This window comes from Streptomyces sp. NBC_01525, from assembly GCF_045040405.1.
GTDB lineage: Bacteria > Actinomycetota > Actinomycetes > Streptomycetales > Streptomycetaceae > Streptomyces > Streptomyces benahoarensis.
This window is the reverse complement of record NZ_CP109397.1, coordinates 2834918-2861444: the sequence shown is the minus strand read 5'-3', so window position 1 is coordinate 2861444 and position 26527 is coordinate 2834918. Positions and strand designations below refer to the sequence as shown.

Here is a 26527-nt window from a genome sequence, read left to right as displayed (position 1 = left end):
CCTGGGGCGGGTTCGGCTCGGGGTCTTGTGTTCGTACCGGGACTGCTCAAAAATCTAACGATCCGTCAGAAACTTTGGGAGGGTCGCGGCATGGGCAACTTCTTGGCCGGCAAGGTGATCGCCGTCACGGGGGCGGGGCGCGGCATCGGCCGGGCGGTCGCCCTCGCCTGTGCCGCACACGGCGCCCGCGTCGTCGTCAACGACTACGGCGTCTCCATCGAGGGCGGCGAGCCGAGCAGCGAGGTCGCGGCGGCGGTCGTCGAGGAGATCGCCGCGGCGGGCGGCGAGGCGGTCGCGGTCGCCGACGACGTCGCGACGATGGCCGGCGGCCAGCGGATCGTCGACACCGCTCTGGAGCGCTACGGGCGGCTCGACGGGGTGGTCTGTGTCGCGGGGATCCTGCGGGAGCGGATGCTCTTCAACATGACCGAGGAGGAGTGGGACCCGGTGGTCGCCACCCACCTCAAGGGCACCTTCACCCTCTTCCGCGCCGCCTCCGCCGTCATGCGCAAGCAGGGGTACGGCACGCTCGTCGGCTTCACCAGCGGCAACCACCAGGGCAGCGTGGCGCAGGCCAACTACGCCTCGGCGAAGGGCGGCATCATCTCGCTGGTGCGCAGCGCCGCGCTGGGGCTGCACAAGTACGGCGTGACGGCCAACGCGGTGGCGCCCGTGGCGCGCACCCGGATGTCGGCCAACGTGCCCATGGAGCTGACGGAGATCGGCGAGCCCGAGGACGTCGCCGCGTTCGTCGTCTACCTGCTCAGCGACCGGGCCCGGGAACAGAAGATCACCGGGCAGGTCTACACCGTCGCCGGGCCGAAGATCGCCGTCTGGGCCCAGCCCCGCGAGGTGCGCGCCGCCTACAGCGCCGACGGCTGGACCCCGGAGAAACTGGCCGAGTCCCTGCCGGTAACGGTCGGCACGGACCCGATGCCGATGCTGGCGCAACTGGAGGCGATGGCGGCCGCGGCGGCCAAGAGGGAGCGGCCCAACCGCTAGGGGGTGTCCTTCCGGTGCCCGGCCGGTATGTCTGCGGGACGGCGCGCGAGGGGGCGGCGGGCGGCGCGCCCGCCGCCCCGCGGCCGTGCCCCGTCCGTCCCGCCCGTCTCCCGCCCCGGTCCGGGCGGCCGATCCACGGAGGTTGTGATGAGAGGCGTCATCTTCGACGGTGAGAAGCCCCGGGTCGTGGACGACCTGGAGGTGCGTGACCCCGGGCCCGGTGAGGTGCTGGTCGCCGTCCGGGCGGCCGGGCTGTGCCACAGCGATCTCTCGGTCATCGACGGCACGATCCCCTTCCCGGCGCCGGTGGTGCTCGGGCACGAGGGTGCCGGGGTGGTCGAGGCGGTCGGCGCGGGCGTCGGCCATGTGGAGCCGGGGGACCAGGTGGCGCTGTCCACGCTGGCCAACTGCGGGGCCTGCGCGGAGTGCGACCGGGGGCGGCCGACGATGTGCCGGAAGGCGATCGGGATGCCCGGCACGCCGTTCCGGTGGCGGGGCGCGCCGCTGTACCAGTTCGCGTCGAACTCGGCGTTCGCGGAGCGCACCGTCGTCAAGGCGGTCCAGGCGGTGAAGATCTCGCCGCGCATCCCGGCGGCGTCGGCGGCGCTCATCGGCTGCTCCGTGCTGACCGGCGTCGGCGCGGTGCTCAACCGCGCGAAGGTGGACCGCGGTGACTCGGTGGTGGTCATCGGCGCGGGCGGCATCGGCCTGAACGTCCTCCAGGGCGCCCGGCTCGCCGGTGCCTCGGTGATCGTCGCGGTGGACGCCAACCCGGCGAAGGAGGAGAGGGCCCGGCAGTTCGGCGCCACGCACTTCATCGACGCCTCCGCCGTCCCCGACGGCGTCAAGGCGGTGAAGGCGGTGCTGCCGACCGGCGCCGACCACGCCTTCGAGTGCGTGGGCTCCACCCGGCTCATCCGGCAGGCGGTGGACCTGCTCGACCGGCACGGCCAGGCGGTGCTGCTGGGCGTCCCGCCCGCCACCGCCGAGGCGTCGTTCCTGGTGTCGTCGATGTACCTCGACAAGGCGATCCTGGGCTGCCGCTACGGCTCCGCCCGCCCGCAGCGCGACATCGCCCTCTACGCCCGTCTCTACCGCGAGGGGCGGCTGCTCCTCGACGAGCTGGTCAGCGCCGAGTACCCGGTGGAGGACTTCGCCCGGGCGGCGGACGACGCCCACCACGGGCGGGTGGCGCGCGGGGTGCTGGTCTTCCCGGAGTGAGGGGCGCGGCGGGGGCGCGGGCCGCCCTGGTCCGCGCCCCCGGCTCACGCCTCCTGGAAGGTCCCGAAGCCCCCGCGGTGGAAGAGGAGCGGGCCGCCGGCCGCCGCCGTCGCGTCCGTCCCCAGGGCCTCGACCCGGCCGACGACGATGAGATGGTCGCCGCCGGTGTGCACCGCGTGGACGGTGCAGTCGATCCAGGCCGGTACGCCGTCGAGACGGGGTGCGCCGGTCACCGGCGCGGGCGTGTGCCGCACCCCGGCGAACTTGTCGGCCCCGCTGACCGCGAACGCCCGGCACAGCGCGCCCTGCCCGGCGCCCAGCACATTGACGCAGAAGACCCCGGCGCGCGCGATCCGCGGCCAGGTCGTCGACGTACGGGCGACCATGAACGTCACCAGCGGCGGGTCAAGGGAGAGCGACGCGAAGGACTGGCAGGCGAAACCGGCCGGTCCGGTGGTGCCGTCCGCCGGGGCGGGCGCGGTGATGACCGTGACGCCGCTGGCGAAGTGCCCCAGGGCGGCGCGGAACGCGGCCGGATCGCATGGTGCGTGCTCGCCGTCGCGGACCGCCCGCAGCGTCCGGCGGGGCGCCGTGGCCGGGGCGTCCGCCGCGGTCGTGGCGCCGGTCGAACGCAGATAGCGGACGGCCGCCGCCGCCATTCCCGCATGTCCCATCATGGCTTCATTGAAGCTGACGCTGCGTCAGATGTGAAGCGTTGCGGGGCACCATGAGGTGCTGCGGAAAAGGGAGTTGACCCTCACGGGTGGTTTGGCGGGCGAGGTTGTTGAACGCTGGGCATTTTCGGCTGACGCCCGACAACGGCCTGATTTGCTGCCCACCGTGCGGGTAGCGTCCACCCCGGCCGCGACCGTCACCGAGTAACGGGGGAGGGTTCCGGTACATGGCCGATGTGATGCCGTCGTCTTCCGCGTCCGCCGCGTCACCGACCTTCGACGAAGTCTTCTGCGGGCTGCTGCCGCGCCTCTACCGGCGCGCGGTGATGCTGGCGGGCTCGCGCCACTCCGCCGAGGACGTGGTGCACGAGACCTACCTCAAGCTCGTGCAACGCCCACAGCGCTTCCTCGCCCATCCGGAGCCGTACGCCTATGCGTTCACCACCGCCCTCAACATCGCCCGCGACGCCTACCGCAGGAATGGCCGACATGTGCTGGTCGACGCCGTCGAGGGCTTCGAGGGGGAGGCATCCCTGGAGGACCCTGCGGGATGGGACGGCGGGCTGGAGCGCCGCCACGCCGAGCTGGAGGCGGTACGCATGCTGGGCATGCTCACCCACCGGCAGGCGGGCGTCGTCATCCTCGTCGACCTCGACGGCTACACCCTCGACCAGGCCGCCAAGATCCTGAAGGTGCACCGCGGCACGGCGGCCCGGCACCGGGCCCGCGCCCTGGACAGGCTCCGCGCCCACCTCGTTGAATCGGCGCAGGGACGGGCGGGGAGGTGAACGGCACGGTGGGCACGGGACGCAAACACGACAACACGGATGCCGCGGCCGCCCATGGAGGCGGACCGGGCGGCGCCGGGCCGGGTCGCACGGCCGGGCCGGGCGGCGGCGGTGAGGACGCCGTGGCGCTGCTACGGGAGCGGTTGCGCCGCGCCGACGAGGCGATCGAGACGCCCCCGGGGCTGTGGGCGCGCGTCCGGGAGGCACCGCCCGAGCGCCGCGCCGTCCCCCTCGTGGCGCGCCGTCGCCGGGCGTACGCCACGGCGGTCGTGGTCGCCGCGGCGGTGGCGGCGGTCGCCCTGGGCGTGTGGTGGGCGGTGCGCCCCGGTGACGCACCGCCGCGCCCGGCCGCGCCCCCGACCGTCCCGGTCGCCGTCTACAACACCGAGTCGGTCTGCCGCGACAGTCACACCCTGGAGTGCGCGCTGCGGCTGGCCAAGGACCCGTACCGGCGCTACGCCGACCGCTCCAACGCCGCCGGGCGGGTCTGGCACGGCGACGTCCTGGCGGCCCGCTGCGTGGTCACCGACGGCGTCATGGTCCGCGACGAGCAGGGCGTGACCTCCACCCGCTGGTACCGCGTCAGCACGGCGCGGGGTGTGGAGGGCTGGCTGCCCGGGGTGCGGACCCGCAACACCCGCGAGGTGCCGGTGTGCACCACACGCGAGAGCAAGCTGTGACACGGCTCGCCCAGGGCGGTGTCCTACGGATCGGGAGGCCCGGCCGTATCAGGGATGCCGGGTCTGCATTGCACGGGAGAGCAACGATGAAGGTACGCGCCATGTTCAACGGAGCCGTCGGCGCCGGGGTCCTCACCGTCGGGCTGCTGGGGGCGGCGGGCGCCGTCACGGCGTCGTCGGTGGACGGCGACGGGGCACCGGCCGCGGTGGACCGGGTCGTACCGGCCCAGCCGGGGCCGCCGGGGGAGGGGCCGCCGGGTCCCGCAGCGCCGCGGGTCCCGGCCCAGCGCATCCGATAGCGCCCGGCCGCTTCAGCGCCCCCGGTAGACGGGGGTGCGGCGGGCCACGAACGCGGCGACTCCCTCCTGGGCATCCGCCGTGGTCATGGTCAGCTCCTGGGCGGTGGCCTCCGCCGCGAACGCCGCGCCGCGGTCGCCGTCCAGGGAGGCGTTGACCAGCTGTTTGGTGAAGGCGAGCGCCCTGGTGGGGGCGGCGGCCAGCCGGTCGGCCCACTCCCGGGCCCGGTGCGGCAGCTCGTCGTCCGGCACCACACGGTTGACCAGGCCCAGCCGTGCGGCGTCGGCGGCGGGCAGCGCGTCGCCGAAGAACATCAGCTCCTTCGCCCGCTGCGGACCGATCAGCCGCGGCAGCAGATAGGTGCCGCCGCCGTCCGGCACCAGCCCGCGGCGGACGAACACCTCGATGAACCGCGCCGATTCGGCGGCGAGCACCAGATCGCAGGCGAACGCCAGATGCGCGCCGAGCCCGGCGGCGGTGCCGTTGACGGCCGCGAGCACCGGCTTCTCGCAGTCCAGCACCGCGCCGATGAGTCGCTGCGCACCGCCCCGGATCAGCCGCGCCACGTCCCCGGCCACCCGCTCCCCGGCCCCGGCCGCGCGGGGGGCCCGCAGGTCCGCCCCGGCACAGAATCCCTTGCCCCGCGCGGTGATCAGCACGGCGCGCACCGCCGGGTCGGCGGAGGCTTCGGCGAGCCGGTCGATAAGGCGTTCGCGCTGGTCAGGGGTGAGGGCGTTATGGGCCTCGGGCCGGTTGAGGGTCAGCGTGGCGACGCCGTTGTCAGTGGTGTGCAGTATCAAGGAATCGGACGCGTCGGCCGCCGGATCGGGGGTGTCGTTCGCCGCCTGGGCGTGGGGCGAACGGGCCTGTGGTGTACGGGGGGTGGGGGCGCCCGAAGAGGCGGGAGTCCCAGGCGCGGGCGGGCCGGGCGCGTCGGAGGTGCCGGGCGAATCGGGGGAGAAGGGGGTGGAGGTCATGGGGGCGTGGCTCCTGGTGGGGTGGGTTCGGTGGGTGCTGGGGCTGCTCCGGTGGCGGCCGGGCGCGGGGGCGGCGCCGGCGGGCGGTGCGGGCCCGGGGCGCAGGTCGGTGCGAGGCCGGTCAGCGGCACACGGCGAGCGCGTCCAAGGCCACCGCCCCCTGCCCCCGGGGCAGCACCACGAGCGGGTTGATGTCCAGCTCCGCGAGGTCGCCGTCGAGTTCGAGGGCCATCCGCTGGACCCGCAGCACCACCTCCACCAGCGCGTCGACGTCCGCCGGTGGCGCTCCCCGGACGCCCTCCAGCAGGGCGTGGCCGCGCAGTGCGCCGAGCATCGCGCGGGCCTGCTCCTCCCCGAAGGGCGGCACCCCCACCGCGACGTCCCGCAGCACCTCCACGAGCACCCCGCCGAGCCCGACCGTCACCGTCGGCCCGAAGAGGCTGTCGCGGGTGACGCCCACGACCATCTCGACGCCCCGCTCGATCATCTGGCAGACGAGCACCCCGTCCAGCGGCACGTCCTCACAGCGGGCGATCTCGGTCAGCTCGCGATAGGCGTCGCGGACCTGGCTGGCGGAGGTCAACCCCACCTTGACCAGGCCGAGTTCGCTCTTGTGCGCCAGCTGCGGCCCGGACGCCTTCATGACGACGGGGTAGCCGACCAGGCTCGCCGCCCGCACCGCCGCCGCCGCGCTGGTCACCAGCTGCTCGCGCGGTACGCGGATGCCGTAGGCGCGCAGCAGTTGCTTCGCCGCGTGCTCGCTGAGCTGCGCGCCCGGGCGCAGCAGGGCGCGGGCCTTGCCGGCGGACAGCGAGAGGGCGCGCGGGGCGTCGTCGAAGGGGGAGCGGTAGTCGTCCGTGAAGCGGTGGTGGCCGAGGTAGGCGCGGACGGCCGTGATGCAGTTGCCGAAGGTGCGGAAGGTCGCCACCCGCGAGGAGCCCAGCAGCGTGCTCCGGTACGCCTCCTCGGTGCCGACGGGGGAGCCCCACACCACGCACACCAGCTTGTCGGTGCGGTCGGCGGCGGCCACGAGGTCCCGGGCGAGCTTGTCGCTCATCGGCGGGAACGGCCCGGTGATCGGGCAGATCAGCACGCCGATGGACGGGTCGTCCAGGAGCGCGTCGATGATCTTCGGGCCGCGCTGGTCGCCGACGGGGTGGCCGCCGTTGTCGATCGGGTTGGCGACGTTCAGATAGCCGGGTATCCACTGGTGGAGTTCGGCCTGCTTGGCGTCGGAGAGGACGGGCAGCCGGAGCCCGGCGGCGGTCGCCAGGTCCGCGAAGTGGGCGCCGGTGCCCCCGGAGATCGAATAGACCGCGACGCCCTCGGCGAGCGGCTTACGGGCCCGGGCCAGCAGTGCCGCGGTGTCCTGCAGCTCGTCCAGACCGTCCACCCGGATGACGCCGAACTGCCGCATCGCCGCGTCGATGACGCCGTCCGCGCCGGTGAGTTTGCCGGTGTGGGAGGCGGCCGTGCGGGCGCCGGTCTCCGTACGGCCGACCTTCACGGCGACGACCGGCACGCCCCGGCGGGCGGCGTGGTCGGCGGCGAGGAGGAAGCTGCGGCCGTCCTTGAGCCCTTCCACATACGCGGCGATGGCGCCGACCTCGGGACAGGAGGCGAAATACGAGAGGAAGTCCGCGGTCTCCAGATCGGCCTCGTTGCCGGTCGGGGCCCAGTGCGAGAGGCGGATGCCCAGTTCCTGGAGGGCGAAGACCGGGCGGCCCTGGTGGCCTGACTGGGTGATCAGGGCGATGGCCGGTCCGTCGAGGTCGTCGCGGAACGTCTCGAAGGCGTTGAGGTTGGTGTTCGGCCCGAGCAGCCGGATGCCGGAGCGCCGGACGGCGTCCGCGAGCCGTTCCTGCGCGGCGGCACCGTCCGCGCCGGTCTCGGCGAAGCCGGAGGCGAACGCCACCGCGAACCGCACCCCGGCCGCGGGCAGTTGCTCGATGACCGGCACCGGGTCGGCGACCAGCAGCACCGCGAGGTCGACGGGCTCGGGCAGGTCGGCGACGGTCGGGTGGCAGATGCGGCCGAAGACGGTCCGCCGTCCGGGGTTCACCGGGTGCAGCCGGGCGCCGACGCGGTCGGCCCAGGCGATCAGCTGCCGGGTGATACCGGTATGGGGGCGGCCCTCGCTGTCGGACGCGCCGACGACCGCCACCGACGCGGGCCGGAAGAAGCGGTCCAGGTCGGGCACGGCCGCGGACAGCGGACGGCCGCTGACGTCGCGGTCGGCCGCGGGGCCGGGGCGCCCGCCGTCGGCCGGGGCGACCGGGCCGTGTGCGGTGTGGGGTGGTTGCTCCCCGCAGGCCACGATGCGGGCCGGGCGGGAGTGAGTGCTGAGGGTGCCGTGAGTCGATCCAAGCATCGCAGTCGCCCGCTCCTCTGTGACGGCGGCTCTCCTTGCTGACGCGCGGTCAGGTTACTGGAACTGACGGTCTGTCAGGAATGGGGCTGCACGGGAAAGGTTCCGAAGGGAATCCTCGCCTCGGTCCGGCCTCTTGCGCGCCCGCTCCTGGATCGGCTGAACTGGCCGGGCCCCTCAGCTGACGCAGCGTCAGAATTGGCATACGGGGGCGACGCCCGGCAGCGCCCGGTGCCCGGTGCCCGGTGCCCGGCGACCGGCGACCGGTGTCCGGTGCCCGGCGACGGCCCGGCGCCGGCCGTCAGGCGAAGGGGCTCTTCGAAGGAGGACGCGCGCGATGCAGACGATCTGGCTGGGCGGGGCCGAATGGCTCGCCGTGCTCCGTATCGGCCTCGGCCTGTGGTGGCTGGAGAGCTGGCGGCACAAGGACAGGAAGGCGTGGTGCGCACGCGGCACCGGCATCGCCTGGGCCGCGGACGTCGCGGCCAAGCACCGTTGGCGCACGGTGCGCCGCGGGTTCGACGCGGTCGTGAAGCCGTACCCGAAGACGATGGCGTACGTCGTCGTGTACGCGGAACTGGCCCTCGGGCTGGGGCTGGTGCTCGGCTTCCTCACCCCGGTCGCCCTGGCCTGCGGGGCGCTGCTGAACCTGCTCTACCTGGTCCTGATGATCCACGACTGGGCGGAGCAGGGGCAGAACGGGATGATGGCGCTGATCTCGCTGGTCGGCCTCTTCGCGATGTGCGGCCAGGTCTGGTCGGTGGACGCGGCGCTGGGACTGTTCCGTTGACGGGCGGGACGGGCGCGGTCCGCTTCGATCTGCCGGAGACCGACGCGTTCACCCGCCCGTACTGGGAGGCGGCCGCGGCCGGACGGTTGCTGCTGCGCCGGTGCCGGGCCGAGGGGTGCGGCGCGGCGCATCACTATCCGCGCGAGTTCTGCCCGTACTGCTGGAGCGAGGACGTGGTGTGGGAGCGGGCCGACGGCCGCGCCACGCTCTACACCTGGTCGGTCGTGCACCGTAACGACCTGCCGCCGTTCGGCGAGCGCGTCCCGTACGTCGCCGCCGTGGTGGACCTCGCCGAGGGGCCCCGGATGATGACCCGGATCGTCGACTGCCCCGCCTCCGCGCTGCGCATCGGGATGGCGCTACGGGTCACGTTCCGGAACATCGGGGCCGGTGCGGGGGAGGACGTGGTGATTCCGGTGTTCGGGCCGGAGGGGGAAGCCGAGAACTGAGCGAGGCGGGTTCGGCGCGGTGGCGGGCGACCCCCGGTCCGCCGCTCGCCCCGGCCCACCGCCCGGCCTGTCGTCGCCCCGGCCCACCGCCCGGCCTGTCGTCGCCCCGGCCCACCGCCCGGCCTGCCGCGCCGGACCCGTAGCTCCCCCCGCGGGAAAAGTCGATGGAGCGACGCCGAAGGGGCGTGCATCCTGTGGCGATGCAGATCCAGATCCGAGAAGCCACCGAGGCCGACTGGCCCGCCATCTGGGCGTTCTTCCAGCCGATCGTCGCCGCCGGCGAGACGTACACGTACCCGCGCGACATCGACGAGGAGGCCGCGCGGGAGCTGTGGCTGCTGCGTCCGCCGGGGCGGACCGTCGTCGCCATGGACGCGGCGGGCACGGTCCTCGGCTCGGCGAAGATGAACCCCAACCACATGGGCGCCGCCGACCACATCGCCGGTGCCAGCTTCATGGTGGACCCGGGCCACGGCGGCCGGGGCGTCGGGCGGGCCCTGGGCGAGCACGTCCTGGAGTGGGCGCGCGCCGAGGGGTACCGCGCGATGCAGTTCAACGCCGTGGTGGAGACCAACACCGGCGCCGTGGCCCTGTGGCGGTCGCTCGGCTTCCGGATCCTGGCCACCCTCCCGGAGGGCTTCCGGCACCCGGCCAAGGGCTATGTGGGGCTGCACATCATGTTCCGGGAGTGGTGACGGAGGGGTGAGCGGGGGCGTGCCGGGGCCGGGGCGCGTCCCGGGGCGCGCGTACGGCCCAGCGGTTTCACGGCCGTGAAACGCACGGCCCCGGGCCGAGGCACGGGCGTAGGCCAAAGGGGATGCGCTCCCACGCCCCGTTCCGGCAGACTGCCGATATGCCGATCACCGACGTATCGCCCGGCGTGTCCGTCGCCCACGAGTGCTTCGGCGACCCCGGTGACACCCCGCTGCTGCTCGTCATGGGGCTCGGCGCGCAGATGATCGCCTGGCCCGAGGGATTCTGCCGGGCGCTCGCGGACCGGGGCCGCTATGTGATCCGGTACGACAACCGCGACTGCGGCCGGTCGACCACGTTCGACGAGCACCCCGTCGACACGGCCCGGTTCATCGCGGCCGTCAAGGCGGGTGACCTCCCCGCCGCCCTCGCGATGGTGCCGTACCGGCTCACCGACATGGCCGACGACGGGTTCGCGCTGCTCACCGCGCTGGGCATCGAACGCGCCCATGTCGTCGGCGCCTCCATGGGCGGCATGATCGCCCAGCGGATGGCCCTGGCCCGGCCGGAGCGGGTGCTGAGCCTGACGTCGATGATGTCCACGACCGGCGAACCGGAATACGGCCGTTCCACCCCCGAGGCCCGGGCGGTGCTGTTCGGCCCGCGGCCCGCCGACCGTGAGGGGTACATCGCGGCGGCCGAGCGCGAGCTGGTGTGGGCCTCGAAGCGGTACGCCGACGCCGCGGAGCTGCGGCAGCTGGCCGCCGAGAGCTACGACCGCGGCCACCACCCCGGCGGGATCGGGCGGCAGCTCGGCGCGATGGTTCTCGACGGTTCCCGCGCGGATGCGCTCCGCGACCTCCGGGTGCCGACGCTGGTGATCCACGGCCTGGACGACACGCTGATCGACCCCAGCGGCGGACGCCGCACCGCGGAGCTGGTGCCCGGCGCCGAGCTGCTGCTCCTGCCCGACATGGGCCACGACCGGCCGCGCCCGCTCTGGCCCGATCTCATCGACGCGATGGTGCGCCACACCGCCTGAGCGGCTACGGCCACAGCAGTTCCTGCCGCCAACTCCCCTCACTTCTACGGTAGTTGAGGCGTACGTGACGTCGTCGGGCGTCGCCCTGGAAGAACTCGACGGCGTCCGCGTGCAGGATGTAGCGGGTCCAGTCGGGCACCGGGGCGTCCGGTTCGCGGACCGCGCGGTCCCAGGCGGCGTCGGCGGCGCGGTCCAGTTCGGCGGCCGAGCCGAGGACCTCGCTCTGCCGCCCGACCAGCGCGGCGGCCAGGGAACCGGTCGACCGCTGGTGCAGCGCGGCGGCGCTCTCCTCGGGCCCGGCCTCGGCCACCGTCCCCTCGATCCGGACCTGACGGCCGACCGCCGCCCAGTAGAAGAGGAGTGCGGCACGGGGCCGGGCCGCCAGTTCGCGCCCCTTGCGGCTGCCCCGGTGGGAGCCGAAGTGCCAGCCCCGCTCGTCGGCGTCGTGCAGCATCACGATGCGTACGGAGGGATCCCCGGCGCCATCGGCGGTGGCCAGGGTCATGGTGTGCGGCTCGGGCTGCCCGGCCTCGGCGGCCTCGCGCAGCCAGCGGCGGAAGAGCGCCAGCGGCTCGTCCGGCGCCCCCGCCGCGTCGAACGACGGCAGCGGATGGTCCCAGACCCGCAGCCCACGCAGCAGGTCGCGGAAGGCGCGGGCGGCGTCGTCGTGCGGGGCGTCGGGGGACGGGGCCGGCGCCTCGGCGGCGTTCCGGTGCGGGGGCGTGGGGTCGTTGGCCATAGCGGGCAGGGTACGGGTGGGCTGCCGCCGGGGCGGAGGGCCGTGACCTTCACGGCCCTCGTGCCGAACGGGGCGGACGGTTGTGACCTGGCGGGCGGCGGGCCGAACACGCCGGACGGCCGTGACCTGGCGGGCGGCGGGGGCCGGTCGGGAGAGGGGCCGTGGTGCGCAGGCCGGGCGGCGGCCCGTCGGCACGGTGCCGCGGACCGGGCCGCGGCCGGTCGGGCGCCATGCCCCGGACGCCGAGCCCACTCGCGCCGCACCCCCGAAAACCCTTGGCGCCACCACCCGTTGGCCCCCTATCGTCCTCACATGCATCTCTTCCAGATCTACGGCTGATCCGGCCGGGCGCCTGCCGCCCGCCCCGCCCCCGGTCCACCGGCCTCGCGCCGGTCCGTACCGCGTCGTTCCCGTGCCCTTCGCACGGCCGGGACCGCGGACGCCTCGTGGTACCCGGAACCGCAGACGCTCTGTGGTGCCCGGGACCGCAGCCGCTTCGTCGCGCCCGGGGGTGCGGGCTCCGTTCGCGTGCCGTCACGGCATCCCGTTCACGGCACCCCCTATTCGTAGATCAAGCAGAGGAAGTGTCATGCCCGACAACAACACCCCGCATCCGCACGCCCCTTCCCGCAGGTCGGCCCTCGTGCCGCCGGGGGCCGACGGGTCCGTGCGGCGGCGCGCGCAGGTGGCCATGGTGGGGACGCCGATGGTCAGCCATGTGCTGCCCGGTCTGGAGATCATCCGTGAGCTGGTGGCGCGCGGGCACCGCGTCACCTACGCCAACTCCGATCACGCCGCGGAGCTGATCCGGCCCACCGGCGCCGAGTTCGTCCGGTACACCTCGGTGCTGCCGGTGGTCTCCAACGTCTGGCCCGAGGACCCGGTGGGCGCCGCGTCGCTCTTCCTCGACGACGCCATCGAGGTCCTCCCGCAGCTGCGGGCCTTCTACGACGACGACCCCGCGGACCTCTACCTCCACGACGTCGGCGCGTTCGCGGGCCGTGCGCTGGCCGAGGCGCAGGGCCGGGACCTCGTCCAACTGTCGCCCACCTTCGTCGGCTGGGAGGGCGCGCAGGAGGAGGCCGGCGCCGCGTTCGCCGCGTTGCCGGGCGCCGATGCGTATACGGCGCGGTTCGCGGCGTGGCTGGCGGAGTGCGGCGCGACCACCACGGACGTGGCGGAGTTCAGCGGATGGCCCCGGCGGGCGCTGGCGACGATCCCGCGGGCCATGCAGCCGCACGCCGACCGGACCGATCCCGACCGGGTGACGTTCGTCGGGCCCTGCTCGCTGGGGCGCGCGGACCGTGAGAGCTGGAGCCGTCCGGCCGGTGCCGAGAAGGTGCTGCTGGTCTCGCTGGGCAGCGCGTACACGCGGCAGCCGGAGTTCTACCGGCGGTGCGTCGCGGCGTTCGGGGACCTGCCCGGCTGGCATGTGGTGCTCCAGATCGGCCGGTACGTCGATCCGGCCGAGCTGGGCGAGGTGCCCGGCAATGTCGAAGTGCGGTCGTGGGTACCGCAGTTGGCGATCCTGGAGCAGGCGGACGCGTTCGTCACCCATGCCGGGATGGGCAGCTGCGGCGAGGCGCTGGCGTGCGGGGTGCCGATGATCGCGGTACCGCAGGGCGCCGAGCAGTTCATGAACGCCGACCGCCTCGTCGAACTGGGCGTCGCCCGTCGCCTCGACACCGCCGACGCGACGGCCGAGGCGCTGCGGACCGCGCTGCGGGAGCTGCTGGCCGACCCCGGCATGGCGTCCCGTGTCGCCCAACTCCGCGCCGACGCCCGCGTGGAGGGCGGCGCCCCGCGCGCCGCCGACCTGATCGAGGAACGGCTGGAGCGGATCACGGCCGCCAAGGGGTGAGGCCCGGGGCGGGCGTCGGGACCCGGGCTCGGCGCCCGCCCTGCCCCAGCGGCGGCCGCCCCGGTCGCGTGCCGGGGGCGTGCCGGGGGCGTGCCGGGGGCGTGCTGGGGGCGGCTACCCCGCCCCCAGCACCACCGTCCCCGACGAACAGAACCACCCCCCGGTACCCGAAACGGCCGCGAGCCGTGGCGGGCGCTCGCCCCCGGTGCCGTCGGGCCGGTGGACCTGGCGGCCCTCCCCGGCCGTGCCGCGTAGCTGGCGTACCGCCTCGACGAGCAGGAACAGGCCGCGCATCCCGGGGTGGCAGGCCGCCAGGCCGCCGCCGTCGGTGTTGACGGGCAGCGCCCCGTCCCGCAGCAGCCGCCCCCCTTCGATGAACGCGCCGCCCTCGCCCTTCGCGCAGAAACCCAGGTCCTCCAGCGTCACCAGGGTCATATAGGTGAAGGCGTCGTAGAGCTGGGCGATCTCGATCTCGTCGGGGCGGACACCGGCACGTGCGAAGGCGAGGCGGCCGGAGACCGCGGCGGGGGAGACAGTGAAGTCGTCCCACTCCGACATCGTGGTGTGGGAGACGGCGGTACCGGAACCGAGCACCCACACCGGGGGCGTGGCGAGGTCCGGGACGAGGTCCTCGGCGACCAGCAGGACGGCGCAGCCGCCGTCCGAGCGGATGCAGCAGTGCAGCTTGGTGAACGGGTCGGCGATCATCGGCCCGGCCAGCACCTCGTCGACGGTGACCGGATCCCGGTACAGGGCGTCCGGGTTGGTGGCCGCGTTGGCCCGCGCCTGGACGGCGACCTCGGCCAGTTGCTCCAGTGTGGTGCCGTACTGGTGCATGTGGCGGCGGGCGGCCATGGCGTACTTGGCGATCAGGGTGTGCCCGTAGGGGACCTCGAACTGGAGGGGGCCGCGGGAGCCGAACGAGAGGTTGGCGGTGCGGCGCCGGGCCTTGAGGTCGGCGCGGGCGGTGGAACCGTAGACCAGCAGGACCGCGCGGGCGTGGCCCGCGGCGATGGCGTCGGCGGCGTGGGCGGCCATCACCTCCCAGGTGGCGCCGCCCACCGATGTCGAATCCACCCAGGTGGGACGCAGTCCCAGGTACTCCGCGACCTCGACCGGGGCCAGGGTGCCGAGCCCGGCCGAGGCGAAACCGTCGATGGCCGTCCGCGGGAGTCCGCAGTCGGCCAGCGCCCGGCGTGCGGCCTGGGCGTGCAGTGCGTACGGGGTGGCGTCGTCCACCCGCCCGCAGTCGGACAGGGCGACTCCGGCGACGGCGACCTTGCGCTTCCCGTAGGGGATCCCTGACGACGTCATAAATCTGACGGTACATCAGATATGAAGTCCCGGGCAGAGGCCGATCCGGTCCGCGGAGGTCGGGGAATGCCCCTAGGAAAGTCCGCACCCCGTCCCTACCATGACGAGCCGTCAGATTCCGCGACGGCCGGCCCGCCGGTGCGCGGTGGTCGCGCCGGGCCGCAGACCCGGGCGCCCGCCGCCGTACGGAGGGGCGTTGCCGCACGGCCGGGAGGAGCCCGCCGATGGACGCCGCGACCACCGAGGAACAGGAAGAGTTCCGCCGCACCCTGCGCGCCCACCTGCGCGGCGGCGCCCACCCGGACGAGGACCCGGGCGAGGACGGCGGCGCGGGCCCCGGGCCGGACGGGCCCGCCCCCGGCGCCGAGTGGCGACGGCTCGCGCGGCGGACGGGGCTGGCCGGGGCCGCCCTGCCGACCGCGTACGGGGGAGGCGGCGGCGGGCCCGTCGCGCTCGCCGTGGCCTGCGAAGAGACCGGCCGGACGCTGCGGCCGTCGCCACTGTTCGCCACCGCCGTGCTCACCGCGCCGCTGCTCCTCGCCCTCGGCACCGAGCGGCAACGGGGCGCGCTGCTGCCGCGCTGCGCCGCCGGGGAGCTGACCTGCGCCACGGCCGTCCCCGCAGGTCAGCTGGCCACCGCGCTCGCGCTCACCAGCCCGAACGGCGGCGACTGGGCCGGGGGCGGCCGCGCCGGTGGCCTCCAGGCGCGCAAGATGCCCGGCGGCCTTGGCCGGACCCCGGCCGACGGCGGCCGGTGGCTGCTCTACGGCGAGGCGGAGCGGGTCCCCGACGGGCACACCGCCGGGCTGCTGCTGGTCGCCGCGCACACCGGCGGCTTCACCCGCAGCCGCACCCGCCTCTTCCTGGTCCGCGCCCAGACGCCGGGGCTGCGCCGGGTCGCGCTGCCCACGGCGCCCGGCGAACGGCCCTGCGCCCGTCTCGAACTCCGCCAGGTCGAGGGCGAATTGCTCGGTACGGAGGAGGGCGGGCAGGTCGGCGGGCGGACGCCGGAGACGGCCGCGCTCGCCGCCGTCGGGGCGGCCACCGCCGCGGCGCTGGCGGCGGAGACGGCCGGTGCGGCCGACGCGGTGCTGTCCCGCGCCGCCGCCCGGGTACGGGACGGGGGCGCCCCGGCGGGCGACGGGGCGCGCGTCGCGGAGCTGCATGCCGCCGTCCGGGCCGCCCGCGCCGCCGCGTACGGCGCCGCCGGATCCGCCGAACCGGGCGCCGGCGCGCTGGCACTGGCCCAGGCGCTCCAGGCGCAGCGGGCGGTCGCGGCCGAGGTCGCGCCGCCCGGGGACGACGGGGCGGCGTACGCCCGGCGGGCGGCCTGCGACGCACTGCTGCTGGGCCCCGTGCACCGGCTGCGCGAGCGGGCCGCCGAGGAGGCGGGGCTGTTCACCACCGGGGAGCCCGCGCGGACCGGGCCGCCCCAGGGGAGCGCGGCCGTGGCGGGTGCCCGGTGAGCGGGTCGAGGGGGCGGCGCCTGGTGGAGCGGATGTCCGCGACCCGGGCGTTCGCGCGCACCGCGCCGTACGTCGTGCCCGTCCTGGACCGCGCGGTGCACCGGCTGACCGGCGGAAAGGTGCTGCCGAGCGCGCGCATGCTGCCCGGGGTGATCCTCACGGCGACCGGTGCCCGCAGCGGGCTGCCCCGGCGTACGCCGCTGGCCTGCATGCCACAGGAGGACGGCGGCTGGCTGCTGATCGGCAGCAACTTCGGCCGCCCGGGACACCCCTCCTGGACCGGCAATCTGCTGGTGCACCCGGAGGCGGAGGTCAACTGGCAGGGGCGGGACATCCCGGTACGGGCCCGGCTGCTGTCCGGCGCGGAGCGGGAGCGGGCCTGGCGGGACGCCCTGGCGTTCTGGCCGCCGTACGCCGCGTATCAGGCGCGGATCGGGCGCCAGATCAGGCTGTTCCGGCTGGAGCGGCGCTGACCGGAAACGACGCGGGGCAAGGGGGGAACGGCGCCGGGCGGGGGCCCGGCGGCGGGGACATGGGTGGGGGGTGCGGCGGACCCGGGGTGGGGGTGGGTCCGCGAGGGGGCGCCACGGGGGCGCGGCGGCCGGTGCGGTACTCCCGGCGGCTGCGTCGGCGCCGGGGGGTGTTCCGTACGGGTGGCCGCGGGCGGGCCCGGGGATCGGGGCCGCCGGTGGGCGGATGTCCGGGTTACTTCGTGGGCTTCTTTCCGGTGACGCCGAAATGCACCAACAGCGCGAGATTCGGCTTCAGTTCGGCCTGTTTGACGCCCCAGCTCTGGAATCCCTTCTGATGCCCCGCGACGGCCGCCAGCATGGCCACGATCGAACCGGCCATGGCCGCCGCGCTCACCTCCTTGTCGACCTTGTTCCGGCTCTGCAGGTCCTCGATGGATTCCGTGAGTGAGTTCGTCACGGCATTGAGGATCTTCATGCGGATCTTGTAGAACCGCTTGTCGCCCTCGGCGGCGCCCAGATCGACGACGCGCAGAATCGCGTCGTTGCGGCGCCAGAACGACAGGAAGCCGTCCACCAGCTCCTCCGCCGTCGCCCAGCCGGACTTTCCGACCCAGGAACGCCCGGCGACGAGATCGGTCAGTTCGGCGCCCTCTTTCGCCATCCCGTCGGCGATTTCGAGGACGGCGCCCTCCACGTCGGGGAAGTACTGATAGAACGTAGCGGGTGAAGTGCCCGCTTTTCGGGCCACGTCAATGACCTTCACATCCCGGTACGGGGATGAACTGAGCATTTCACTGAGGCAGTCGAGAAGCTTCTGCCGCGTCGCCTGCCCGCGGCGGCCGGCAACTCTGCCGTCGACGGTTCGCACTTGTCCTGTCATGCCGTCAGCTTACCGAGGGGTGAACGGAGCGCGATTTGGCTGCCTGCAAATGGGGATGGGGGAGTTCGGGATATTCGGTCCCGGTTGATTCCACCGCGGCATAGTGCCATGAGTGCGCGGGAGTCGCCGTACCGGAACGTGGACGGTACTGGCGGTTCCCGGGGTGCGGTGCGGCGGCCCCCGGGTGCGGCGATTGGCCCGAACCGGTGAATCCTGTTATCAACAGCCTGTGGACAAGTTCGGTGGACAACCGCAGGGCAAGTCCCGTGTTCCGGTGCACCGTTGGGTGAGCCCACCCGCGCCGGTGACGCATACGTTCGAATTTCTGTCGGGCGGTGGCCGTCGAACACCGCTAGCGTGCCCCTATGACGGCGATGACGGCATTCCCGGAGGGCACGCCCTGCTGGGTGGATGCGATGCTCCCCGATCTCGACGCCGGAAAGCGTTTCTACGGGGAGCTGTTCGGCTGGACCTTCGACGAAGGCGCCGCCGAATTCGGCGGCTATACCCTTGCGTTCCGCGACGGCCGGAAAGCCGCCGGACTCATGCCGCGGACGGACCCGTCGACGCCCGCCTCCTGGAACATTTTCTTCGCCACCCCCGATATCGCCCGCACCGGGCAGACCCTCACCCGCTCCGGCGGCCGGATCGTCTGCGCCCCGATGCCCGTCGGCGACCTCGGCACCATGCTGGCCGCCACCGACCCGGGCGGCGCGGTCTTCGGCGCCTGGCAGGCCGGGACGCACCGCGGCTTCGAGATCTCCGGCGAACCCGGCGGCTACGTCTGGATGGGCCTCAACACCCGCCTCCCGCACACCGCCGACGCCTTCTACGCCAAGGTCTTCGGCTTCACCAGCGCCACCGACAGTCCGATGGCGGGCCCCGGCTTCCTGCCGTGGCGGCTGCCCGGCGCGGACCGCGAGATCGGCTGCCGCGTCACCATCGGCCCCGACCTGCCGGATGACGTCCCCGCCCACTTCACCGTCTGCTTCCTCGCGGACGACATGGACGAGGCGGTGCGCACCGCCACCGCCTTCGGTGGAACCGTGGCGAGCGGACCGCACTCCTCCCCCGGGGGCCCGTTCGCGGTCCTCCGCGACAATCAAGGCGCCACGTTCGGTGTCATGGCCCCGAAAGAGCCTGCGAGGCCGCAGAATTGACGAGTACGGCATCGAGCACGGCATGAGCAGCACGGCAGAGGGAACGGCAGGGCCGCCCGGCGTGACCGGAGACGGGCCGGGGCGGGCGACGACGGGGAACGCATGACCAGCAGGGATCGGCGGCGCGAGGGCGTCGCGCGGACGGCGCCACGACCGACGGCGCGGCAACCGGCACCGGGCACGGCCCGGCGGACGGGCGGCGCCGTGCGCCCCCGCGCCCGCCGCCCCGCCCGGGGGACATCCCGGGCTCGCCGGCCCGGCGCGCGGAGACCGGCGGCCCACCCGTCGCGGAGCGTCGCCCCCGTCTGACGGGCGCCCGGCGCGCACCGTCCGGTTTCGGACACCGCGCGCCCCGGCCCCGTATCCGTCGTGCAGGGGCGGGCTGCACCAGGAGGCGCCGCCCGGCCCGTGGCGGACCGACGGCCCGCACGGGGGCCGCCGACGGTCGGCGGGTGACCCCTTTGGGTGGACGTATCGGCGCACGTCAGACAGAGATTGATCACGGTGGGTGACAGTGCCGTCGCGTGGTGCTGGGGCGGCCCGGTGCGGCCGCGCGCGGGCCCCGGGTTCGCCACCGTGGCCTTCGCCAGGAAGAATCAGCTCGCATACGGCCGTTCAGGCCATCGGTGAGACGCTGCACGGGGCAGTGGGTCTCGGCGGCGCGGTGCTTTGGAGAGTCTCTTTTACGCCCCACGGGGAGGTGGCAGGCAAGTGGTGGAGCAGCTGACGCAGCTGACGCAGCACGATCCCCGGCGGATCGGCCCGTTCGAGGTGCTCGGCCGTCTCGGGGCCGGCGGCATGGGACTGGTCTATCTGGCGCGCTCGGCGTCCGGCCGGCGCGTGGCGATCAAGACGGTGCGCACGGAGCTGGCCGAGGACCAGCTGTTCCGGGTCCGCTTCACGCGCGAGGTCGAGGCGGCCCGCGCGGTGTCCGGCTTCTACACCGCGGCGGTGGTCGACGCCGACCCGCGCGCCGCGGTGCCGTGGCTGGCGACCGCGTACGTACCGGCGCCCTCCCTGGAGGAGATCGTCAACGAGTGCGGACCGCTGCCCGCCCAGGCGGTGCGCTGGCTGGCCGCGGGTATCGCCGAGGCGCTGCAGTCCATCCACGGCGCGGGGCTGGTCCACCGTGACCTGAAGCCCTCCAACGTCCTCGTCGTCGAGGACGGCCCCCGGGTCATCGACTTCGGCATCGCCTCCGGCGTCTCCAACACCCGCCTGACCATGACCAACGTCGCCGTCGGCACGCCCGCCTACATGTCGCCCGAGCAGGCCCGCGACTCCCGCAGCGTCACCGGCGCCAGCGATGTCTTCTCCCTCGGCTCCACCCTCGTCTTCGCCGCCACCGGGCACGCGCCGTTCCACGGCGCCAACCCCGTCGAGACGGTGTTCATGCTGCTGCGCGAGGGCCCCGATCTCGCCGGGCTGCCGGACGAGCTGCGGCCCCTGATGGAGTCCTGTATGCAGATGGAGGCGGCCCACCGGCCGTCCCCCGCCGACCTTCAGTCCCAGCTCGCCCCGCATCTCTTCGGCTCCGGTACGGACGACAGCGGCACCGCCTCCGCCTGGCTGCCGCCCGGCGCGGTCGCCTTCATCGAGGGGCGCCGCGGCGGCCGCTCCGGGCGCGCCGGGGCCGCCGACCGCGCCCCGGCCCGTCCGCCGGAGCCCCCGCGACCCCCGCAGGACGCGCCCCCGGCGGCCGCCCCGGTCACCGGCTGGCCGGGCCGGATCGGCGCCGGACCGGGCGCCCACCGCGGCGCCGACCCGCGCACCGGCGCCGGACCGCTGCCCCCGTCCGCACCGGGTCCCGACCCCGCCCCGGCCCGCGTCGCCCCGCCTCTGGACGCCCCGGCCGCGCCCGAGGCGGACGGTCACGGCGGGCCCGTACGCCTGGGCGCGTCGGCCGCGCCGATAGGACCGGGCCCGCGCGCGGCCGACGCCCGGGAGACGCCGCGCGGCCACGCCATGGCGACGGACTGGGTGCGGCCTCCGGGCGGCGCGTCCGGTGTGCCCGCGCAGGCGGGCCGCCCGGCGCTCCCGGCCGCCGCCCCGGCGCGGCCCGAGCAGCCCCCGGCGCCCGCCGAGCCGCCCGGCGCGGAGCAGAACCGCTGGCGCCCCTGGCGCTTCCGCATGTCGAACGATGTCTGGGGCACCCCGGCCGTCGCCGGTGACCTGCTGTACGTCACTTCGTTCGAGGTGCACGCCCTGGATGTGGCCAGTGGGCGGCGGAAGTTCAAGACCCGCGACGTGGCCTGGGCGATGGCGGTCGCCGACGGCCGTATCCACGCCTCCGACGGCCCCACGCTGTACGCGCTGGACGCCGTCGACGGCACCGAGCACTGGCGGCTGAACACCGACGGCTGGGTGTACGCCCTGTCCGCGGAGCGCGGCACGGTCGTCACCAGCACCCGGGGCGGCGGCGTCCAGGCGTGGGAGGCGGCCACCGGCGAGCTGCGGTGGGAGATCCGCGGCGCGCAGACCGACTTCGAGACCGCCGAGGCGGCCCCGGTGCTCCACGACGGCACGGTCTTCGTCTGCGCCGACGGCCGCCTCAAGGCGCTGGACGCCCGCACCGGCGCCGAACGCTGGTCCTGCCCGGTCGGGGACGCCGCGGCCTGCGGCGGCGTCCCGGTGCGGCTGCTGCCCGCCCCGGACGGCGTGGTGTACGTCGTCGCGGGCGCGCGGGCGCTCGCCGTCGACATCGCCCGGGGCGAGGTGCGCTGGCACTTCGAGGCGCCCGCGGTGTTCGTGAGCCCCCCGGCCTTCGCCCCGGGCCCGGCCGTCACCGGGGGCGGCGTCTACCTGGTCGACTACCTCGGCACGGTCTACGCCCTGGACGCGGCCGACGGCCGGGACCGCTGGCGGATCGCGACCGAGCCCCGGCAGTCCACCGAACCGGTGCTGGTCGCCCACGGCGCCGTCCACCTGGGCAGCGGCAAGGCGCTCTACACCCTCGACGCCGTCACCGGCACCCCGCGCTGGCGGTTCCAGGCGGGCGGCGACGTGATCGGCGCACCGGTCGTCGCCGAGGGCCGCGTCCACTTCGGCTCCGCCGACCACTGCCTCTACACGCTCGACGCGATGGGCGGCCAGCTCCGCTGGAAACTGGCGACCGGCGGCGAGATCACCGGTACGCCCGTGGCGTCCGGCGGTGTGGTGTACGCCTGCAGCAAGGACCGCTGCGTGTACGCGCTGGACGCGGCCCGGGGAACGGGGCAGGCGCGGCGGGCCTGAGGGTGCGGAACCGAGCGGTGGGCGCCCCGGGGCCGGAGGGTTTCGGGGCGCTGCCGCGTTTCTACGCTGCCGCGTTTCTAAGGGGCGTTGTTGCCGTCGTCCCGGGGGCGGTGCGGGTGGTCCTCCGGTGCGGCGGGCCCGTCGGGTGCCCCGGGCGCATGGCCCTCGCCGTGCGGGCCGGGCTCACCATGTGCGTCGGCTTCGCCGGGCCCGTCGGGGCGGACGGCGCGTTGCTGCACCGTTTCGTCCAGGGGACCGGCCGCTCCGTCCGGTGTCCCCGTGGCGCGGCCGCCGGGCCGTACCTGCGGGAACGGGACGGTCGCGTCGGGTGATTCGCCCCAGGCGGGCTCGGGGCCCTCGGCGTGCGGGCCTTCGCCTCCGGCCGGACCGGCGCCGTACCCGGGTGCGCCGCCTTCCGACGCGTGGGCGCCCGTGGGGGCGTGCGGCTCCTCGGCGCCCGCCTGGGGCGTGCCGCCGGGGTGCCGGCGTAGCTCCTCGGCCCACCGCACCGGTGGCGTGGGGCGCTGGGGCAGCCCGCCGTCCTCCGGGGGCGGGCCGGGCGGTGGCGGGGGCGGCCGCCACTCCTGGGCGGGCGGGCGCCCCGGGTCCCACGGGGCGGCACCCGGCGCGGGGCGCGCGCCGTGCGCCCCCGGCTCGTTCCCGTACGCCCGCTCGTCGTAGGACGCGTCATACCGCGCGGTGGCGCGTCGTTCCCGGGCGTCGCGGTCCTCCCGCTCGTCGTACCGTCCCCTGGCGTGGCGGCCGCGTGCGGTGTGGCGGCCGCGCATCACCAGGGCGGCGAGGAGCAGCAGGAGGCCACCGCCGAACGCGACCGCCACCCCGTCGCCCAGTCCGCCCCGGGGACCGGCGGTGAGGCTGCCCGCCGCCTGGCCCTGCCGGACCATCCACAGGATCGTGAAGCCGAGCACCACCAGACCGGCCAGGGCCACCAGCGCGCGGCTGCGCAGCACGACGCCGACCAGCGTCAGCAGGGCGGCGAAGAGCATCGGCAGGAAGACGGAGCCGAGCAGTTCCGCGGAGGCGCGGCTGAGGCCGCCGAAGAGGTCCTCGATGCGGACGTCGCGGGCGGGACGGCCGTCGTACCAGGGACGGAAGGGGCTCCATACGGCGGCCGTCGCTCCGATGAGGGCGATCAGGGAGCCGCATACGTTGCGCACCACCGGCGTCGCCTCGTTTCCGCGTCGTCCTGATGTCCTCGGTCCCGACGCTACGCCTGCCCACCCGGGGCCGCGCGGCAACTGCAGCGGCCGGGCGGCCGGGCGCCTGCGGACGCCCTCGTCTGTCACCGCCCCTTGCTAGAATGCCGTGTACGCGTCAACATCCGGGTTCCCTCGGGCGGCGCGGCCCGGATTTCCGGCGGGATCAGGTGTGTCACGGGGGATGGACGGCCTTATGCAGCAGCGCACACGTACGCGCACGAGGGCCGCGGTCGCGGCCGCACTGGTGGCGGTCACCGCCGCCACGGTCGGCGGCTGCGGACGGCTCAACCCGTTCAGCTACGCCCGCCCCACGGTGTCCACCACCTTCTCCCCGACCCCGGACCCCGGGGGGACCCCGACGTACGGCGCGGAGCCCACCGACGCCTACTCGCCCACGTACTCCCCGTCCCCGACGATGGCGACGTACGACCCCGACGGCCGCTCCGACGTGCGCGGCAGCGGCTGCGACTTCTCCAATTCGCTGCACGAGTTCACCTACCGCGTCAGCGTCACCAACACCTCCCTGTCGGACACCTTCTCGTACGACATGGAGGTCGACTGGATGAAGGCGCGGCCGGCGGACGGGACGAGTTACGGGCGGCACACCCGCAGCATCACGGTGGCGCCCGGCGCCACCGAGACGTACCGCGCGCTACACCGTCAACCAGTCGTCGTTCGCCCGCTTCTGGTTCACCTGCGAGGTGCGGCGGGCGGAGAAGTCCCGGATGTGACGGGGCGCCCCGGGGCGCGCTCGCGGGCCGCGAACAGCTCCGCCTGCCGCTCCGGGGGCAGATTGCCCAGGGCGATCAGGTGCGGGGCCTGGGCCAGCGCCCGTTCCCGGGTCGCCTCGTGGGCGGCCCACAGTGCCCGTACGGTGCCCTGGACGGCGTCGGTGGGCTGCGTGGCCAGTACCGCGGCGCGGCGCAGCGCGGTCGCCGCCGCCTCGCCCGGGGCGGTCAACTCCGAGACCAGGCCGGTGCGGTGGGCGCGGGCGGCGTCCAGCCGTTCCGCGGTGCCCATCAGGCACATCCGGGCGGCCTCCCCGTAGGGCATCCGCTGTGCCATGAGGATCGCCTCGTAGGCGCTGACCATCCCGTAGGTGGTGTGCGGGTCGAAGAAGGTGGAGTTCTCCGAGGCGATGATGAACTCCGACTCGCCCAGGAGGTAGCAGGCGCCGCCGCAGGCCATCCCGTCGACCGCGGCGATCACCGGTTTCCACAGGTCGTTGGCCTTCGGCCCGATGCGCAGCAGGGGGTCGTCGAGGGAGTAGGGCGAGGGTGGCTGCGGGACGGCCACGTCGCGGTCGATACCGGTACAGAAGGCCCGGCCACCCGCCCCGGTGACGACCGCGGCGCGTACGGAGGCGTCGAAGCGGAACGCCCGCCAGAGGTCGGCCAGTTCGGCGGCGGCCGCCAGATCCAGCGCGTTGAGCTTGGCGGGCCGGTCGAGGGTGACCAGCGCGACGCCGTCGCTGATCTCGGCGCGGACGCTCACGGCCGCTCCAGCACCCAGCGGGGCACCGTCACGCCCCCGGGCGGGGTGTGGAAAACGGCCCGTACGGGGGCGCCGATGCGCAGCCGCGCCGGATCGACGGAGTCCAGACGGGCGTCGGTGTCCGTGACGACGTTGCCGACAAGCCGGATCCGGGGCGCGTCGGCCAGCTCCACGACGACGGCGTTGTACGGCGCCTGCGCCGCGTAGGCGGGCAGCAGCGGCGGATGGGGGACGACGAACGACCAGATGCGGCCGCGGCCCGACGTCGCGCGCCAGTGGCTGTCGAAGGACTGGCAGTGCGGGCAGCAGGGCCGCGGCGGGAAGCGCGGAGCGGTGCACTCCGCGCAGGTCTGGACGCGCAGTTCGCCGCGGGCCGCGTACTCCCAGAACGGCGCACCGTCCTCGTCGAGAACGGGAACTAGCAGGTCATCGGCGGTGTCGGCCGGATTGTCAGTGGGGTGTGTCACGCTCTGTGACATGACCTTACGTGGCTGCATGTGCCGATCAACTCCTCAGCAGCAGGGCCGAGGTGGGGACGCCCTCGCCCGCGGTGACCAGACAGGTGGCGGCGCCGGGGACCTGCGCGGTGCTGGTGCCGCGCAGTTGCTTGACGCCCTCGGTGATGAGGTTGAAGCCGTGGACGTACGCCTCCGAGAGGCCGCCGCCGCCGGTGTTGAACGGCAGCCGCCCGCCGGTCTCCAGGGCGCCGCCCTCGGTGAAGGCCGCGCCCTCGCCGCGCCCACAGAAGCCGTAGCCCTCCAGGGAGAGCGGGATCAGCGGGGTGAAGGCGTCATAGATCTGCGCCACGTCGACGTCCTGCGGGCCGAGGTCGGCGCCCTGCCACAGATGGCGGGCAGCGGTCCAGGCGGGCCCACCGAGTGGGTCGTCGTTCCAGTAGTTGACCATCCCGTGGTGCTGGGCGGGCAGCCCTTGGGCTGCGGCGTGGACGTACACGGGCCGTCGGCGGCAGTCGCGGGCGCGTGCGGCGGAGACGACGACGCAGGCCAGCGCGCCGTCCGTCTCCAGGCAGTTGTCGAAGAGGCAGAGGGGCTCGCTGATCCAGCGGGCGGTCATGTACGTCTCGCGGGTCAGCGGCCGGTCGTACATCATCGCGGCCGGGTTCTGGTTGGCGCGGTTGCGGCAGGCGAGGGCGACGTTGAAGAAGTGGTCGCGGGTGGCGCCGTATTCGTGCATGTAGCGGCGGGCCAGCATGCCGATCTCGTCGGCGGGCCGCAGCAGCCCGAAGGGCCGGGTCCACTGTCCCGGGGTGGGCAGCTGGGCCTGGGTGTTCTTCCAGGGGCGGGGGCCCGAGCCGCGTTTGCGGGACCGCCAGGCGACGCCGACGTGCGCCTGCCCGGTGGCGATGGCGGCGGCCAGATGGGCCACGGTCGCGCAGGAACCGCCGCCGCCGTAGCCGACCTTGGAGAAGTGGGTGACGTCCCCGGCGCCGATGGCCTTGGCGATCTCGACCTCGTCGGTCTCCTCCATCGTGTAGGAGGCGAAGGCGTCCACCTCCGCGGGGGCGATCCCGGCGTCGTCGAGTGCGGCGAGGATCGCCCGGCAGGCCAGGGTCTTCTCGGATTCCTCCAGCCTCTTGGCGAACGGAGTCTGCCCGATGCCGGCTATCGCCGTCGCGTCCTTGAGGGTCGCCCCCATGGCCACCTCCGTGGTCCGTCGTCCGTGCTGACAGCCGAGGAGGCTACCG

24 protein-coding genes are annotated in these 26527 nt (G+C 74.7%); 14 read left to right on the top strand and 10 right to left on the bottom strand.

The genetic code is table 11. From position 1 onward, the window contains the following. Positions 1–90: 90 nt before the first annotated feature. Together OG422_RS12615 and OG422_RS12610 are read left to right on the top strand one after the other, a co-directional pair. Complete coding sequence (locus OG422_RS12615) at positions 91–1002, top strand: SDR family oxidoreductase (protein ID WP_405742788.1); 912 nt, start codon at positions 91–93, stop codon at positions 1000–1002. A 147-nt stretch (positions 1003–1149) separates the two neighbouring features. Next, positions 1150–2223 carry a Zn-dependent alcohol dehydrogenase gene (locus OG422_RS12610; protein WP_405742786.1) on the top strand — a complete coding sequence of 358 codons (1074 nt, stop codon included), beginning with the start codon at positions 1150–1152 and terminating at the stop codon, positions 2221–2223. A 44-nt stretch (positions 2224–2267) separates the two neighbouring features. Here the strand turns inward: OG422_RS12610 and OG422_RS12605 are convergent, their stop codons facing one another. Beyond that, complete coding sequence (locus OG422_RS12605) at positions 2268–2900, bottom strand: flavin reductase family protein (protein ID WP_405742784.1); 633 nt, start codon at positions 2898–2900, stop codon at positions 2268–2270. A gap of 224 nt (positions 2901–3124) precedes the next feature. Between OG422_RS12605 and OG422_RS12600 the strand changes: the two genes are divergently transcribed. The 3 genes from OG422_RS12600 (at position 3125) to OG422_RS12590 (ending at position 4664) form a co-directional block, all read left to right on the top strand. Next, on the top strand, positions 3125–3685 hold the full coding sequence (locus tag OG422_RS12600; RefSeq protein ID WP_405742783.1) for an RNA polymerase sigma factor: 561 nt from the start codon (positions 3125–3127) through the stop codon (positions 3683–3685). Next, complete coding sequence (locus OG422_RS12595; RefSeq protein WP_405742781.1) at positions 3682–4365, top strand: hypothetical protein; 684 nt, start codon at positions 3682–3684, stop codon at positions 4363–4365. Before OG422_RS12600 ends, OG422_RS12595 begins: the two co-directional genes overlap by 4 nt. A gap of 101 nt (positions 4366–4466) precedes the next feature. Further along, positions 4467–4664, top strand: coding sequence for a hypothetical protein (locus OG422_RS12590; protein WP_143942314.1), 198 nt, complete (start codon positions 4467–4469; stop codon positions 4662–4664). A 12-nt stretch (positions 4665–4676) separates the two neighbouring features. Here the strand turns inward: OG422_RS12590 and OG422_RS12585 are convergent, their stop codons facing one another. Both OG422_RS12585 and OG422_RS12580 read right to left on the bottom strand, forming a co-directional pair. Next, complete coding sequence (locus OG422_RS12585) at positions 4677–5639, bottom strand: enoyl-CoA hydratase/isomerase family protein (RefSeq protein WP_405742779.1); 963 nt, start codon at positions 5637–5639, stop codon at positions 4677–4679. A gap of 121 nt (positions 5640–5760) precedes the next feature. After that, positions 5761–8010, bottom strand: coding sequence for an acetate--CoA ligase family protein (locus tag OG422_RS12580; RefSeq protein WP_405742777.1), 2250 nt, complete (start codon positions 8008–8010; stop codon positions 5761–5763). A 334-nt stretch (positions 8011–8344) separates the two neighbouring features. Between OG422_RS12580 and OG422_RS12575 the strand changes: the two genes are divergently transcribed. From OG422_RS12575 to OG422_RS12560, 4 genes are all read left to right on the top strand, one after another. Then, positions 8345–8797: a DoxX family protein gene (locus OG422_RS12575; protein WP_405742775.1), complete on the top strand. Its 453-nt coding sequence runs from the start codon at positions 8345–8347 to the stop codon at positions 8795–8797. Continuing rightward, the gene (locus tag OG422_RS12570; RefSeq protein WP_185994142.1) at positions 8794–9246 is read left to right on the top strand and encodes a Zn-ribbon domain-containing OB-fold protein; all 453 of its coding nucleotides are present in this window, start codon (positions 8794–8796) and stop codon (positions 9244–9246) included. The genes OG422_RS12575 and OG422_RS12570 overlap by 4 nt, the downstream gene beginning before the upstream one ends. Before the next feature lie 200 nt (positions 9247–9446). Beyond that, entirely contained in the window at positions 9447–9941 is a 495-nt protein-coding gene (locus OG422_RS12565) for a GNAT family N-acetyltransferase (RefSeq protein ID WP_405742773.1), read from the top strand. Positions 9942–10099: 158 nt separating this feature from the next. After that, complete coding sequence (locus OG422_RS12560) at positions 10100–10981, top strand: alpha/beta fold hydrolase (RefSeq protein ID WP_143943878.1); 882 nt, start codon at positions 10100–10102, stop codon at positions 10979–10981. Between the two features lie 4 nt (positions 10982–10985). On the opposite strand, the gene OG422_RS12555 is transcribed toward OG422_RS12560, so the two are convergent. Continuing rightward, the gene (locus tag OG422_RS12555; protein WP_405742770.1) at positions 10986–11720 is read right to left on the bottom strand and encodes a pyridoxal 5'-phosphate synthase; all 735 of its coding nucleotides are present in this window, start codon (positions 11718–11720) and stop codon (positions 10986–10988) included. Positions 11721–12411: 691 nt separating this feature from the next. Here OG422_RS12555 and OG422_RS12550 point away from each other — a divergent pair. Then, the gene (locus OG422_RS12550; RefSeq protein ID WP_143943879.1) at positions 12412–13581 is read left to right on the top strand and encodes a macrolide family glycosyltransferase; all 1170 of its coding nucleotides are present in this window, start codon (positions 12412–12414) and stop codon (positions 13579–13581) included. Between the two features lie 114 nt (positions 13582–13695). On the opposite strand, the gene OG422_RS12545 is transcribed toward OG422_RS12550, so the two are convergent. Further along, complete coding sequence (locus OG422_RS12545) at positions 13696–14895, bottom strand: thiolase C-terminal domain-containing protein (protein ID WP_405742768.1); 1200 nt, start codon at positions 14893–14895, stop codon at positions 13696–13698. A 224-nt stretch (positions 14896–15119) separates the two neighbouring features. Here OG422_RS12545 and OG422_RS12540 point away from each other — a divergent pair, with 224 nt between their 5' ends. Continuing rightward, the gene (locus tag OG422_RS12540) at positions 15120–16361 is read left to right on the top strand and encodes an acyl-CoA dehydrogenase family protein (protein WP_405742767.1); all 1242 of its coding nucleotides are present in this window, start codon (positions 15120–15122) and stop codon (positions 16359–16361) included. A 32-nt stretch (positions 16362–16393) separates the two neighbouring features. After that, on the top strand, positions 16394–16834 hold the full coding sequence (locus tag OG422_RS12535; RefSeq protein ID WP_143943874.1) for a nitroreductase family deazaflavin-dependent oxidoreductase: 441 nt from the start codon (positions 16394–16396) through the stop codon (positions 16832–16834). Between the two features lie 232 nt (positions 16835–17066). Here OG422_RS12535 and OG422_RS12530 read toward each other — a convergent pair whose 3' ends face one another. After that, entirely contained in the window at positions 17067–17714 is a 648-nt protein-coding gene (locus OG422_RS12530; protein WP_143944590.1) for a TetR family transcriptional regulator, read from the bottom strand. Positions 17715–18079: 365 nt separating this feature from the next. Between OG422_RS12530 and OG422_RS12525 the strand changes: the two genes are divergently transcribed. Further along, the gene (locus OG422_RS12525; protein WP_405742764.1) at positions 18080–18874 is read left to right on the top strand and encodes a VOC family protein; all 795 of its coding nucleotides are present in this window, start codon (positions 18080–18082) and stop codon (positions 18872–18874) included. Between the two features lie 711 nt (positions 18875–19585). Beyond that, a complete protein-coding gene (locus OG422_RS12520; RefSeq protein ID WP_405742762.1) occupies positions 19586–22108 on the top strand; it encodes a serine/threonine-protein kinase in 2523 nt (840 codons plus the stop codon). A gap of 77 nt (positions 22109–22185) precedes the next feature. On the opposite strand, the gene OG422_RS12515 is transcribed toward OG422_RS12520, so the two are convergent. From OG422_RS12515 to OG422_RS12500, 4 genes are all read right to left on the bottom strand, one after another. Beyond that, complete coding sequence (locus tag OG422_RS12515; protein ID WP_405742760.1) at positions 22186–23289, bottom strand: hypothetical protein; 1104 nt, start codon at positions 23287–23289, stop codon at positions 22186–22188. A 729-nt stretch (positions 23290–24018) separates the two neighbouring features. Next, on the bottom strand, positions 24019–24822 hold the full coding sequence (locus tag OG422_RS12510; RefSeq protein WP_405742758.1) for an enoyl-CoA hydratase/isomerase family protein: 804 nt from the start codon (positions 24820–24822) through the stop codon (positions 24019–24021). Next, positions 24819–25301, bottom strand: coding sequence for a Zn-ribbon domain-containing OB-fold protein (locus OG422_RS12505; protein WP_405747759.1), 483 nt, complete (start codon positions 25299–25301; stop codon positions 24819–24821). Before OG422_RS12505 ends, OG422_RS12510 begins: the two co-directional genes overlap by 4 nt. Positions 25302–25326: 25 nt before the next feature. Continuing rightward, positions 25327–26478, bottom strand: coding sequence for a lipid-transfer protein (locus OG422_RS12500; RefSeq protein WP_405742756.1), 1152 nt, complete (start codon positions 26476–26478; stop codon positions 25327–25329). Between the last annotated feature and the right edge of the window lie 49 nt (positions 26479–26527).

Excerpts from the sequence above, each read along its gene's own strand:
- OG422_RS12615 (WP_405742788.1), top strand. The coding sequence starts at position 91 with ATGGGCAACTTCTTGGCCGGCAAGGTGATCGCCGTCACGGGGGCGGGG.
- OG422_RS12610 (WP_405742786.1), top strand. The coding sequence starts at position 1,150 with ATGAGAGGCGTCATCTTCGACGGTGAGAAGCCCCGGGTCGTGGACGAC.
- OG422_RS12605 (WP_405742784.1), bottom strand. The coding sequence starts at position 2,900 with ATGATGGGACATGCGGGAATGGCGGCGGCGGCCGTCCGCTATCTGCGT.
- OG422_RS12600 (WP_405742783.1), top strand. The coding sequence starts at position 3,125 with ATGGCCGATGTGATGCCGTCGTCTTCCGCGTCCGCCGCGTCACCGACC.
- OG422_RS12590 (WP_143942314.1), top strand. The coding sequence starts at position 4,467 with ATGTTCAACGGAGCCGTCGGCGCCGGGGTCCTCACCGTCGGGCTGCTG.
- OG422_RS12585 (WP_405742779.1), bottom strand. The coding sequence starts at position 5,639 with ATGACCTCCACCCCCTTCTCCCCCGATTCGCCCGGCACCTCCGACGCG.
- OG422_RS12580 (WP_405742777.1), bottom strand. The coding sequence starts at position 8,010 with ATGCTTGGATCGACTCACGGCACCCTCAGCACTCACTCCCGCCCGGCC.
- OG422_RS12575 (WP_405742775.1), top strand. The coding sequence starts at position 8,345 with ATGCAGACGATCTGGCTGGGCGGGGCCGAATGGCTCGCCGTGCTCCGT.
- OG422_RS12565 (WP_405742773.1), top strand. The coding sequence starts at position 9,447 with ATGCAGATCCAGATCCGAGAAGCCACCGAGGCCGACTGGCCCGCCATC.
- OG422_RS12560 (WP_143943878.1), top strand. The coding sequence starts at position 10,100 with ATGCCGATCACCGACGTATCGCCCGGCGTGTCCGTCGCCCACGAGTGC.
- OG422_RS12555 (WP_405742770.1), bottom strand. The coding sequence starts at position 11,720 with ATGGCCAACGACCCCACGCCCCCGCACCGGAACGCCGCCGAGGCGCCG.
- OG422_RS12550 (WP_143943879.1), top strand. The coding sequence starts at position 12,412 with ATGGTGGGGACGCCGATGGTCAGCCATGTGCTGCCCGGTCTGGAGATC.
- OG422_RS12545 (WP_405742768.1), bottom strand. The coding sequence starts at position 14,895 with ATGACGTCGTCAGGGATCCCCTACGGGAAGCGCAAGGTCGCCGTCGCC.
- OG422_RS12540 (WP_405742767.1), top strand. The coding sequence starts at position 15,120 with ATGGACGCCGCGACCACCGAGGAACAGGAAGAGTTCCGCCGCACCCTG.
- OG422_RS12535 (WP_143943874.1), top strand. The coding sequence starts at position 16,394 with ATGTCCGCGACCCGGGCGTTCGCGCGCACCGCGCCGTACGTCGTGCCC.
- OG422_RS12530 (WP_143944590.1), bottom strand. The coding sequence starts at position 17,714 with ATGACAGGACAAGTGCGAACCGTCGACGGCAGAGTTGCCGGCCGCCGC.
- OG422_RS12525 (WP_405742764.1), top strand. The coding sequence starts at position 18,080 with ATGACGGCGATGACGGCATTCCCGGAGGGCACGCCCTGCTGGGTGGAT.
- OG422_RS12505 (WP_405747759.1), bottom strand. The coding sequence starts at position 25,301 with ATGTCACAGAGCGTGACACACCCCACTGACAATCCGGCCGACACCGCC.
- OG422_RS12500 (WP_405742756.1), bottom strand. The coding sequence starts at position 26,478 with ATGGGGGCGACCCTCAAGGACGCGACGGCGATAGCCGGCATCGGGCAG.